At 46.7% G+C, this 12,211-nt stretch carries 12 protein-coding genes; 9 read left to right on the plus strand and 3 right to left on the minus strand.

All coding sequences use genetic code 11. The annotated features are described in order from the left end of the window. Nucleotides 1-49: 49 nt before the first annotated feature. From AC1DYT_RS14410 to AC1DYT_RS14425, 4 genes are all read left to right on the plus strand, one after another. Nucleotides 50-562 carry a molybdopterin-binding protein gene (locus tag AC1DYT_RS14410; protein WP_477470279.1) on the plus strand — a complete coding sequence of 171 codons (513 nt, stop codon included), beginning with the start codon at nt 50-52 and terminating at the stop codon, nt 560-562. Nucleotides 563-682: 120 nt separating this feature from the next. Further along, on the plus strand, nt 683-871 hold the full coding sequence (locus tag AC1DYT_RS14415) for a hypothetical protein (RefSeq protein WP_477470280.1): 189 nt from the start codon (nt 683-685) through the stop codon (nt 869-871). 108 nt (nt 872-979) lie between these two features. Next, nucleotides 980-2,677: a sodium:solute symporter family protein gene (locus AC1DYT_RS14420; protein ID WP_477470281.1), complete on the plus strand. Its 1,698-nt coding sequence runs from the start codon at nt 980-982 to the stop codon at nt 2,675-2,677. Between the two features lie 71 nt (nt 2,678-2,748). After that, nucleotides 2,749-3,822: an acyltransferase family protein gene (locus AC1DYT_RS14425; protein ID WP_477470282.1), complete on the plus strand. Its 1,074-nt coding sequence runs from the start codon at nt 2,749-2,751 to the stop codon at nt 3,820-3,822. A gap of 39 nt (nt 3,823-3,861) precedes the next feature. Here AC1DYT_RS14425 and AC1DYT_RS14430 read toward each other — a convergent pair whose 3' ends face one another. The 3 genes from AC1DYT_RS14430 to rsfS form a co-directional block, all read right to left on the minus strand. Continuing rightward, entirely contained in the window at nt 3,862-4,500 is a 639-nt protein-coding gene (locus tag AC1DYT_RS14430; protein WP_477470283.1) for a LutC/YkgG family protein, read from the minus strand. An 84-nt stretch (nt 4,501-4,584) separates the two neighbouring features. Next, entirely contained in the window at nt 4,585-6,690 is a 2,106-nt protein-coding gene (ftsH, locus tag AC1DYT_RS14435) for an ATP-dependent zinc metalloprotease FtsH (protein ID WP_477470284.1), read from the minus strand. A 60-nt stretch (nt 6,691-6,750) separates the two neighbouring features. Then, a complete protein-coding gene (gene rsfS, locus AC1DYT_RS14440) occupies nt 6,751-7,125 on the minus strand; it encodes a ribosome silencing factor (protein ID WP_477457415.1) in 375 nt (124 codons plus the stop codon). A gap of 92 nt (nt 7,126-7,217) precedes the next feature. Between rsfS and AC1DYT_RS14445 the strand changes: the two genes are divergently transcribed. The 5 genes from AC1DYT_RS14445 to AC1DYT_RS14465 all read left to right on the plus strand — a co-directional run bounded on the left by AC1DYT_RS14445 (nt 7,218) and on the right by AC1DYT_RS14465 (nt 12,202). Further along, the gene (locus tag AC1DYT_RS14445; protein ID WP_477470285.1) at nt 7,218-7,943 is read left to right on the plus strand and encodes a biotin--[acetyl-CoA-carboxylase] ligase; all 726 of its coding nucleotides are present in this window, start codon (nt 7,218-7,220) and stop codon (nt 7,941-7,943) included. Nucleotide 7,944: 1 nt separating this feature from the next. Next, nucleotides 7,945-8,397: a protein-disulfide reductase DsbD domain-containing protein gene (locus AC1DYT_RS14450; RefSeq protein WP_477470286.1), complete on the plus strand. Its 453-nt coding sequence runs from the start codon at nt 7,945-7,947 to the stop codon at nt 8,395-8,397. Between the two features lie 21 nt (nt 8,398-8,418). Beyond that, the gene (locus AC1DYT_RS14455) at nt 8,419-10,161 is read left to right on the plus strand and encodes a protein-disulfide reductase DsbD family protein (RefSeq protein WP_477470287.1); all 1,743 of its coding nucleotides are present in this window, start codon (nt 8,419-8,421) and stop codon (nt 10,159-10,161) included. A 174-nt stretch (nt 10,162-10,335) separates the two neighbouring features. After that, the gene (pfkA, locus tag AC1DYT_RS14460; RefSeq protein ID WP_477470288.1) at nt 10,336-11,313 is read left to right on the plus strand and encodes a 6-phosphofructokinase; all 978 of its coding nucleotides are present in this window, start codon (nt 10,336-10,338) and stop codon (nt 11,311-11,313) included. Nucleotides 11,314-11,419: 106 nt separating this feature from the next. Further along, nucleotides 11,420-12,202 carry a TerC family protein gene (locus AC1DYT_RS14465; protein ID WP_477470289.1) on the plus strand — a complete coding sequence of 261 codons (783 nt, stop codon included), beginning with the start codon at nt 11,420-11,422 and terminating at the stop codon, nt 12,200-12,202. Nucleotides 12,203-12,211 lie beyond the last annotated feature (9 nt).

Here is a 12,211-nt window from a genome sequence, read left to right on the forward strand (position 1 = left end):
ATTTTACTAATTTGCCTGCTATTAGCCTTAGCGGCTTTATAACTCAGACATGAAGAAATTACTTATCATTCTCCTGTTTATTTATGCTAATCATGCGCTTGCTCAGGATAAAACCCGGCAAACCCTTCAATTTGCCATTACGGGCGAAGTGGAGAAAGCATTAGTAATCACCCTCGATTCGTTGAAGCAATATAAAATAAGCGAGATAGGCGACATCAACGTAACCGACCATACCGGGGCCTTTAAACATAAGGACGACCAATTGAAGGGCGTTTTGCTGAAGGATGTATTATCGCACACTAAATTTAAAACCACCAGCCCTAAATTGCTCAGCCGTTTTTATTTTGTATGCACAGGTATAGATGGCTATAAGGTAGTGTACTCCTGGAATGAACTTTACAACACCAGTGTTGGCGAGCATGTGTACATCATTATGGAAAAAAACGGCATGGCGATAGATAAAATGCCCGAGAGTATCCAGATGACCTCCGCCGCTGATTTTAAAACCGGCCGCCGCTACCTGCATAACCTGGATAAGATTGTTGTGGGGCAGGTGCAATAATGGCGAGTTAAATCTGCGGGTAATAGCTCCTTCAATTATTTTCACCTCACCATACTAAAAATTAGGCAGCAACGCTTTAATAATATATTTTTGCAGTTGAATATATAACATACCAATACTATGTCGCAGCACAACGAAGAAGAAAAAAACTTTGATTACGTATTTTACCTGGTAGCACTAATTAGCGGTGCTTTTGTAGGCGCAATTATAGATAGGGGCTTTATTTGGATACCCGTAGGCGCCATTTTCGGCTTGCTTACTGCTGCGGTATTCATTAAGTTTTTGGTAAAAGGCCGTGAAGAGGTCTGATAGCAGCCTCCCATCATTTATACGAAACTGGAACCAGTTTTACGGCATCGTGCTTGTATGGCTGGTTTTTTTGATTTTTATATTCTGGCTTATTACCCGCTCTTTTGAATGAGCTTAACCGATTGGATAGTTCTTGGCTGCACCCTGCTTGCCATTGTTGCTTACGGTGTTTTTAAAAGCGGTAGCAATAAAGATATAGGGCAATACCTGGGCAGCCGCTCGTTGCCATGGTACCATGTAGGGCTATCGGTAATGGCCACACAGGCCAGTGCAATTACATTCCTGTCTGCCCCCGGGCAAGCCTACGGCGATGGCATGCGCTTCGTGCAGTTCTATTTCGGGCTGCCGCTAGCCATGATTGTGCTGTGCGTAACCTTCGTACCCATCTTCCATAAATTAAAGGTTTATACCGCCTACGAGTTCCTGGAAACCCGGTTCGACCTCAAAACCCGCGCTCTTACCTCCCTGCTGTTTTTGATACAGCGCGGGCTTTCTACGGGCATAACTATTTATGCACCCTCCATCATTCTATCGGGCATACTGCATATCGATATTACTTACACTACCCTGTTTATTGGCGGGTTGGTGCTGTTCTACACCGTTTATGGCGGCAGCAAGGCGGTATCGTACACGCAACTGCTGCAGATGACCATCATTTTCTCGGGGATGTTCCTGGCAGGGTTGTTCGTAGTGTTGCTGATGCCCTCAGATATCGGCTTCCTCAAATCCGTTAAGCTGGCGGGCAACCTGGGCCGCATGAACGTTATCGACTGGCACTTCGACCCAAAAAGCCGTTACAACGTATGGAGTGGCATTATCGGCGGGTTCTTTTTGCAGCTGGCCTACTTCGGTACCGATCAAAGCCAGGTGGGCCGCTACCTCACGGGTTGCTCGGTAGAGCATAGCCGCCTCGGCCTCATCATGAACGGCATGCTCAAGATACCTATGCAGTTCCTTATCCTGCTGGTGGGCGTATTGGTGTTCAGCTTTTACCAGTTTAACCGCCCGCCTGTTTTCTTCAACAATTACGAGGTAGAGCAGGTAAAGAAAAGCAGCTATGCTCCGCAGTTTAACCAACTGGAAACGCAGTACAACAAAACCTTCGACGAGCGGAGGCTAAAGGCCGATAACCTGTCCAAAGCATTGGATACCCATAACCCAGAGCAGGTTGCCAGGGCAAAAGCCGAGCTAAGCAGCCTTACTAAACAAGCCGGGCAGATACGTACCGATGCCATCGCCGTTATCAAAAAGAGTAACGATAAGGCCAATACCGACGATACCAACTACGTATTCCTCACCTTTGTTACACAATATTTGCCTAAAGGCTTGATAGGCCTGCTCATCGCTGTGATATTTTTGGCATCCATGGGTTCTACGGCCAGTGGGCTTAATTCATTGGCATCAACCACTGCGGTAGATTTTTATAAACGCATCATCAACCCCAACGCATCGGATAAAAGCTATGTAAACGCATCGCGCCTGGCCACCGTTTTCTGGGGTGTGGTATGTATAGGTATGGCGCTTTACGCCAGCAAAATAGGCAACCTGCTGGAAGCTGTGAACCAATTAGGCTCTTACATTTACGGCACCGTGCTGGGCGTTTTCGTAGTTGCCTTTTATTTAAAAAGCATAAGGGCTACGCCGGTATTCATAGCTGCTGTGCTTACCGAGCTGATTATCCTTTATATGGGTTACAAAGAAACGGTAGCCTACCTTTGGCTAAACCCAATAGGCTGTTTTGGGGTGATTATGATTGCGGCAATTTTAAATATCTTTATCAAACCCAGGCAACCCGCAACCAATTGAGCCATGCAAGCAATAGCCGTATCGGCAAATAAGAAACTTTACGGACTAGACCATCTGCGGGCATTCGCTATTTGTTATGTGCTGATATACCATTACCGCCTGTTGGCCACCCGGATTGGGTCGGCAACATTGCTCCTTTCGGGTGGACGGGCGTAGACCTGTTTTTCGTGCTGAGCGGATACCTCATCTCCTCGCAACTGTTTGCAGAGCTCGGCAAAACCGGCAGCATATCGCTCAAAACGTACTTCATCAAACGGTCTTTCCGCATATTGCCGGCGTACCTGTTTATTGTGGCGGTGTATTTTTTGATACCCGCCTACCACGAGCGCGAGGCATTATCGCCACTTTGGCGTTTCCTTACCTTCACCAAAAACTTTGGGATGGATACCCGCGTAGAGGGTACCTTTTCGCACTCCTGGTCGCTTTGCGTAGAGGAGCAATTTTACCTGGTGCTGCCGATGGTGCTACTTGGGCTGGCTTATTTTAAGGCAGGGAAGAAGGGCATGCTGCTGCTTGCCAGTGTGTTTGTATTGGGCTTCGCGATAAGATGGATGAGCTGGCAGAGGCTGGTGCCATACCTTAATACCGATGCCCAAGGTGCATTATACCGTACCTATATCTATTACCCTACCTACAACAGGCTGGACCCTTTGCTGGTGGGCATCGCCATATCAGCACTGTATCATTACCGCCCTGATACTATTCCGAAAATAACAAAGGCAGCCAATTTGTTAATACTAGCAGGTATGATGGTGCTGATAGCGGCCTATTTTGTTTCCAAAGACGAAGGCAAAATACTGGCCCCGCTTTTTGGATTCCCACTAGTAGCTATCGGCTACGGCCTAATCGTAATGGCGGCAGTGCACCCGGCTAGCATCTTGTTCAAACACCGTTCTGCCATTACCGAAAAAATCGCAACGCTATCTTATAGCCTCTACCTGTCGCACAAAGGGCTGATGCCTTTAACCCAAAAGTTGATTGCGCCTTACGGCATCAGCGAAAATAGCAACCTGGCTATGCTGATATGCTTTACCGTTGTGGCTATAGGTGCCATACTGTTGCATGTTGTGGTAGAAAAACCATTTTTAAGGATGCGCGACAGGATACTGAAGCCAAAGCTTCAACCTATTGCTGTGCCAGACTAAACGTCTTGAAGTAAATAACTTGGGTGGGAAACAAAAAGATTAACCATCCAGTAGAAAAACAAAAAGCTCTTTTGGCCCGTGGGCACCTAAAACCAATGTCTTTTCGATATCTGCAGTGCGGCTGGGGCCGGTTATGGTGGTTATCATGGATGGGATGCGGGCGGCATATTTTTCTTTGATAAGCTTAAAGCCGTCCTTAAGGTCCATCACCAGTTGAGAGGTATAAGCCAGCACGATGTGTACCGGCGGATAAATACTAAGCCTGCGGCCTGCAGCGTTTGCATTGGAGAGCATGATGCTGCCATTGCGGGCTATCAATGCCTCGCAAAGCGTAAAGCCAACTTCGGCCTGCTCAAAATCTTTATCGGTTTCAAAAAAAGGATATTCGTAGGTATTGAGTACCTGCTGCAGGGCGGGTTCCCAGCAGTATATCTTGTGCCATTTGCGCTCTTCGGCAAGTTCCAGCAGGTTTTCTATGAATTGTACCTCGTCTTCGCAGAAAACGAACTGCCCGTTAACGGCTGTAAACTGTTCCGCAAAAACCACTTCCAGCAGTTCGTCATCGGACGGGTACATCGGCAGGTCTTCCAGAGAGGGGTAGGGATTATCGCGCTTCTCTAAAAGCGCCTTGCGCACTTTCTTCAGCAGTTTTTCTTTCGATGTAGTAATATCCCTCATGTTAAGCCTTTAGTATAAAGTCAAAAGTCGTAAGCCGTTCCTAATTTCAGGACTTTAGACTTACGACTTCAGACTTTTTAAATATTAATCCTTGCCTATCGGGTCTTCCTCGGTTCCTTCAATCCTCGAAAGTTCGGGGTTTATCAGGCTATCCGGGATGGCGTTGTTATCCGGTATCAGGGTAGGCTCACCGTTAACGAATTTATCGTACGCTGTACGATGTTCAAACGGGCGCTTGCCTAATATATCTTCCAAATCCGACTGGAACAGCACTTCTTTCTCCAATAGTTTCAATGCTACAGCCTCTAAGCCCTCGCGGTGTTTGATCAGCAGCTCTTTGGTGCGGGCGTAAACCACATCCACCAATACACGTACCTCGGCATCTATCAACTCGGCAGTGGCATCCGAATAAGGCTTGATAAACTGGTTCTCGCCTTGCGGATCGTAGAATGACAGGTTACCTACCTTATCGTTCATACCATATATTTTCACCATGCCGTAAGCCAGGCGGGTAATGCGTTCCAAATCGCTAAGGGCGCCAGTAGTTACCTTGCCAAAAACAATGTCTTCGGCAACGCGGCCACCCATAGATAGGGTCATGTCGTCAATCAGTTCTTCTTTCGCCACCAAAAAGCGTTCGTTTGGCAGGTACTGGGCGTAACCCAATGCAGCCACGCCACGTGGAACGATGGTTACCTTTACCAATGGATCGGTATGTTCCAAAAACCAGCCGGCTATAGCATGGCCTGCTTCGTGGTAAGCAACCACGCGTTTTTCTTCGGGAGAGATGATTTTGTTTTTCTTTTCTAAACCACCAATCACACGGTCTATCGCGTCCTGGAAATCCAGCATATCTACTGCTTCTTTGTTCTTACGGGCAGCAATCAGGGCAGCCTCGTTACAAACGTTGGCAATTTCGGCACCTGCAAAACCCGGGGTTTGTGCAGATAGTTTCTTGGCATCAACACCTTCTGATAATTTGATAGGCTTTAAGTGAACCTTAAATATCTGCTCACGGCCAATCAAATCGGGTTTATCAATAGATACCTGCCTGTCAAAACGTCCCGGGCGCATTAATGCAGAGTCCAGCACATCCGGGCGGTTGGTAGCAGCTAATATGATGATACCGCTATCGGTACCGAAACCATCCATCTCTACCAGTAACTGGTTCAGCGTGTTTTCGCGCTCATCGTTACCACCTACAATATTGTTTTTACCACGTGCACGGCCAATAGCGTCAATCTCATCAATAAAGATGATACAAGGTGCTTTGTCCTTAGCCTGGCGGAACAAATCGCGAACACGCGATGCACCCACGCCTACGAACATCTCCACGAAATCGGAACCCGAAAGCGAGAAGAATGGCACCTGTGCCTCGCCTGCAACGGCTTTAGCCAACAGGGTTTTACCTGTACCCGGCGAACCAACCAGCAATGCGCCTTTTGGTATCTTACCACCCAGGTTAGTGTATTTTTTTGGATTTTTCAGGAAATCTACAATTTCCATAACCTCTTGCTTAGCTTCTTCCAAACCGGCAACATCATTAAACGTTACCGATACCTGGGCCTCTTTATCAAACAAGGTAGCTTTTGATTTACCAATGTTGAAGATTTGGCCGCCCGGGCCACCGCCACCGCCACTACCCATACGGCGCATAATGAATAACCAAACGCCCACCAGCAATACCGCCATAATGATGCATTGCACCAACCAGTTGCTCAGCAGGTTCTCTTTGCTTTGCAGGTATTCAATAGAAGTAACTTGCCCGTCGTTTACGCTTTTATCGGCTGCTGCAATAGAGGCTTTAAGGCTTTCGTAAGAGGCATCGGTAAAGTAATATTGCGGCCCGTCAGAATTTACCTTTAACGTGCCGGTGTTTTTGTTGGCATCTTTATATTCAGGTTTATTAAGGCTGTCTGGTTTGATGTAAACGTCGGCAAATATTAAGTCGCCGTTTTTATAAGCGCTAATTTTTTCAACGTCTCTCGACTTTAGCATTTTAGTTGCAAAACGCTGAAAGTTGATGTTTTTACCACTGGTGCCACCTATAAGGGTTGGCACTATCACTATGCCTATAAGGGCTATAGCGTACAACCACATCAGGTTGAATTTTGGCGGTTTAGGCGTAATCTTTTTATTCGGTATTTTCCTTATCGGTTTCTGGCCATCGGCCTTTTTATCGTTTTCCATTTTTACAAGCTCATCTATCAATAATAAATCATTAAAAAGGGCATTTTTGTCGAGCCTTGCTTAAGCGCTTTTATAGCTTTTAATTTCAGCATCGCCCCATAAATCTTCAACACCATAATACTCGCGCTTATCGGTGCGGAAGATGTGTATCACTACGTCAACATAATCCAGCAGTATCCATTCGCCATGTTGCAGCCCTTCCTTGCGCCAGGGGTCTTGCTGCGTGGCTTTATAAATTTCTTCCTCAACGCTGTTTGCTATTGCTTTTACCTGTGTGGCAGAATCGGCGTGGCAAATCACAAAATAATCTGCTACCGAGCTTTTGATGTTCCGGAGGTCGAGCCTCACCAGTTCATTCCCCTTCTTTTCCTGCATGCCGTGTATGGCCAGTTCAGAAATGTAGGTGGATTCATTTATCACTTTACTTTTTACCATCAAAAAGAATTAGTTTTGAACGATTTGGGTTTATAAATTATTATACGTTGCAAAATAACATAATTTCAGGATTATTTGTTGGACAAAATTTAGTGACACTAAAAGAAGTTGACTCCACCAATAATTTCCTCAAAAATATCCTGTCAAATTCCAAGCCAGTACCCGAAGGTACGGTCATTATGGCAGAAAGCCAATACGCGGGCCGCGGGCAGCACCAAAACACATGGCATGCCCAGCCGGGCAAAAACCTAACCTTCAGCCTATTGCTGAACCCTGCTTTTTTATCGCCAACCAGGCAATTCGACCTCACAAGAGCCGTTAGCATAGGGGTTTACGATGCCTTGCACCCTTTACTGGGCAGTGCCCTCAAGATTAAATGGCCCAACGATATCTACGTAGGCAACCGTAAGCTGGGCGGCATGTTAATTGAAAATATGATACAGGGCGGACAAATACGACACTCGGTAATTGGCATAGGCCTCAACATAAACCAGGACGATTACCCCGAAAGCGCCGGGAGTGCCATATCATTACGGCAGATATTACATAGGGATTATGATTTAAAGGAGATATTATCCCAAATTTGCAGCCATATAGAAGGCTGGTACCTGCAATTGAGGGCCGGAAAGGTTGATGTTGTAAGGGATACGTACCTGGGCCGACTATACCGGTTAAACGAAGAGGCCGATTATGCATCTAACGATCAGCCGTTCCGTGGCACGATAGCCAACGTAACCGAAACCGGCCTGCTGGTGGTGTTAATTAATGGCGAAGAAAAAATATACGATTTAAAGGAAATTACATTTTTGAACAACTAACATGAAAAAAGTATTTTTGGTAATTGCAGCATTGATAATGGCCGTGGGCGCAAAAGCCCAGATAGAATCGCCGGTGAACTGGTCATACGCGGCCAAAAGGATAAGCGCTACCGAGGCAATCGTTTACATTAAGGCCTCCATACAAAAAGACTGGCACATTTACTCGCAAACGGTAAAAGATGGCGGCCCATCAAAAACGCTGTTCACCTTCAACACATCTAAAGATTACGCCCTGGTTGGCAAAACTGCCGAACCGAAACCGATAACCAAATACGAAGACGTTTTTAAGATGAACGTAGGCTATTTTGAAAAAGAAGTGGTATTCAGCCAAAAGATAAAACTAAAATCGGCCAGGGCCAGCGCGGTTAATGGCAAGGTAGAGTTTATGGTTTGTAACAATGTGAAATGCCTGCCGCCCGATGAAGTTGGGTTCTCTATCCCTTTAGGTAAATAATATTTAAACGCCGGATAGCTGATGACCCCTACAAACACCCGTGGCAGCAAGCTGCGCAACCTTATATTGTTCTTTGCGGTTATACTCACCTTTGCTGTTCTTGCGCCTAACAGCGTAAAAGCATTCCAAAAGGCAGATGCGGGCGCGCCTTCCGATTTACAGTTTACTGCCATACCTACCGCTGCAGACAGCCTGTCTATCCGCAAGAAAGCCGATTCGGTTGCGAAAGCTAAAACGGATTCGGTTGCAAAGGTACAGGTAGCGGCGAAAGCAGCGGCAGCAGCAAAAGAAATACCCAAATCGCTTTGGCAGATATTTCTTGAGGGGTTTTTAGGAGGCCTCGCAGCTATCGTGATGCCTTGTATTTATCCCTTATTGCCACTAACGGTGAGTTTCTTTACAAAAAAGGCGGGCAACAGGGCAAAAGGCATTGGCCATTCTATTATGTATGGCCTTTCTATCATCGTAATCTACGTTGGCCTTGGCTTGCTTATTACCCTACTATTCGGTTCTGATGCGCTTAATGCCTTGGCAAGCAACGGCATATTTAATATATTTTTCTTTTTGCTATTGATTGTGTTCGCCATATCGTTCCTTGGCGCGTTCGAAATTACCTTACCCAGCTCATTAGCCAACAAGCTCGACCAAAACTCGGATAAAGGCGGCGTAGCCGGGATATTTTTCATGGCCGCCACGCTCGTGGTGGTATCATTCTCCTGCACCGGGCCTATTATAGGCACCTTATTGGTAGATGCGGCATCCAAAGGGCATAGGCTTGCCCCTGCCATGGGCATGTTTGGCTTTTCATTTGCACTGGCTTTGCCCTTTACCATATTTGCCTTATTTCCATCGATGCTGAAGAGCCTGCCAAAATCGGGCGGATGGCTTAACAGCGTAAAAGTGGTTCTGGGTTTCCTTGAGCTGGCTTTTGCATTTAAATTCTTATCTAACGTAGACCTTGCCTACCATTGGAACCTGTTCCATAGGGAGATATTCTTAGCCTTATGGATAACCATAGGGGCTTTGCTTGGCCTATATATATTAGGGAAACTGAAATTCTCGCACGATAGTGATGTGCCGTTTGTGACTATACCACGCCTGTTTTTCTCGATAGTGGTGTTTGCTTTTGTGGTGTATATGATACCCGGCCTTTGGGGAGCCCCTTTAAAATCTATAAGTGCGTTTTTACCTCCGGAGGGTACGCAGGATTTTAACCTTTCGCCGACACCCGATGCTGGTACAGCACCTGTTGCCGGCACAGCTGCTACGCCCGTAGTAAGCATTAAAGAGCGGAAATATGCGGCCAATTATGCCAGCAATAAAATAAAAGGGCTCGACCCCTGGTACGATTACGAGCAGGCTCTGCAGGTTTCTAAAGAAACACATAAGCCGATCTTAATTGACTTTACAGGCTTTGTTTGCGTTAACTGCCGTAAAATGGAAGCGGATGTATGGTCGGACAAGGAGGTGTTTACACGCATTAAAAACAACTTTGTATTGCTGCAGCTTTTTGTTGACGATAAAGCCGACCTCGACCCCAAAGATGTATTCGTATCTACCTACAGCGGAAAGAAAATAACCACCATTGGTGCCAAATGGAGCGATATGGAAGCCTCAAGATTCAACTCCAACTCGCAGCCCAACTACATTATTATGGATAGCAACGGAACTGCGCTTGCACCGGGACGCGGAGCAAATTATGACGTGGGCGAGTATATCAAGTTTTTGGATAATGGTCTGGCCGCCTACAAAGCTGCCAAATAAGCCCGCTATTTAAATCAATATCAGCTCATTGCCTTTTGTAGCGTTCATTCTCGCCGAAAAAGTGTAAATTCGCCGTGATTTTGGGGAGCAGTGTATAGCTAACACTATTTACGCAGCCTCAAAGCCATGCAAACTCACTTATACAGGATATAGGGCGTTTCCCTCTGAGACAAAATGACGCAGATTAAAAAAATAGGACTCTTTACATCGGGCGGCGACGCGCCTGGAATGAATGCTGCTATCCGCGCGGTAGTACGTACCGCCAAATATTATAATATCGAAGTAATTGGCATACGCCGCGGTTACGAGGGCATGATAAACGGCGAATTTTTCCCGATGGACGGAAAATCTGTCGCCAACATTATACAACGTGGCGGTACTATCCTAAAAACTGCCCGCAGCGAACAGTTCAAAACCCCCGATGGCCGCCGCCTGGCTTACGACCAATTGATGAATCACGGCATACAGGGCCTGGTTGCTATTGGTGGCGATGGTACCTTTACAGGGGCACGCATATTTGGCAGCGAATATGATATGCCTATAGTTGGCCTGCCCGGCACTATAGATAATGACCTTCACGGAACTGATTTTACTATAGGATATGATACAGCCATTAACACCGTAATTGATGCGGTGGATAAGATACGCGACACGGCAGAATCGCACGACAGGCTTTTCATAGTAGAGGTAATGGGCCGCGACAGCGGGCTGATTGCCTTGCGCACCGGCATCGCATCGGGCGCGGAAGCCATCATCATCCCCGAAACCAACAGGGATATCAATGCCTTGATGGAGCGCTTAGAGAACGGGCGCAAGGATAAATCATCAAAAATTGTGATGGTAGCCGAGGGCGAAGACCCGGGTGGTGTATTTGAGATAGGCCGCCAGGTAAAAGAAAAATTCCCGAATTACGATACCCGCGTATCTATTTTGGGCCACATACAGCGCGGCGGTAAGCCTACCTGTATGGATAGGGTACTGGCCAGCCGCATAGGCGTAGCCGCCGTAGAGGCCCTGCGCGATGGGCACCGCAACGAAATGATCGGCATCGTTCATAACGAAATCGCCTACACGCCGTTTGAACACGCCTGTAAACATCACGTAGAAATAAATGCCAACTTTTTGAAGATAGTAGAGATATTATCGATTTAAGCCGCTAAAAATGAAAACAAAAGCGCTATTTATAGCGTTTTTTGCAAAACCCTTGCCGCATTAGGCGGGGGTTTATTATTTTAGTGCGCATACAAAAAATTACCCCATGGAAATATTTACCGACCCGGAAGCCTGGGTATCCCTCATAACGCTGACTGTACTGGAAATCGTACTCGGTATTGATAACGTGATATTCATCTCCATCCTGTCGGACAAGTTGCCCAAGAACCAGCAAGCTCGTGGCCGCAAGCTGGGTTTGGGCGGTGCTATGCTTACCCGCATATTGCTGCTGCTATCCATTACCTGGGTAATGAAATTAACCACGCCCTTATTCAATATATCGGGCACCTTAGGCATAACCGACCCTGAATGGGTAGAGAAGCTGGCCATATCCGGCCGCGATTTGATACTCCTCATCGGCGGGATGTTCCTCATCTACAAAAGCACAGCAGAGATACACCATAAAATAGAGGGCGAAGAGGATGATGCCGGCAAGGTAAAACCCAAATCGTTTTGGGCCACCATCTTCCAGATTATGCTGCTTGATATCGTGTTCTCGCTCGATTCTGTAATTACTGCCGTTGGCATGGCCAGCCATGTAGAAATCATGATAGCCGCCGTGGTAATAGCCGTGGGCATTATGATGTGGGCATCGGGGGGCGTGGCGGCATTCGTAAATAAACACCCTACGGTGAAAATGTTGGCCTTATCGTTCCTGCTGCTAATAGGCGTATCGTTGATAGCCGAAGCTTTGGAGCAGCATATCCCTAAGGGATACATCTACTTCGCTATGGCTTTCTCTGTACTGGTAGAGATGCTGAACCTGAAGATGAAGGGAAAGCGGACGGCCAACGCAGCAAAGGCGGCCAAAGCAACGGCTAAGAAATAAAGCTAAGCC

Source organism: Mucilaginibacter sp. P1_D10, from assembly GCF_056406215.1.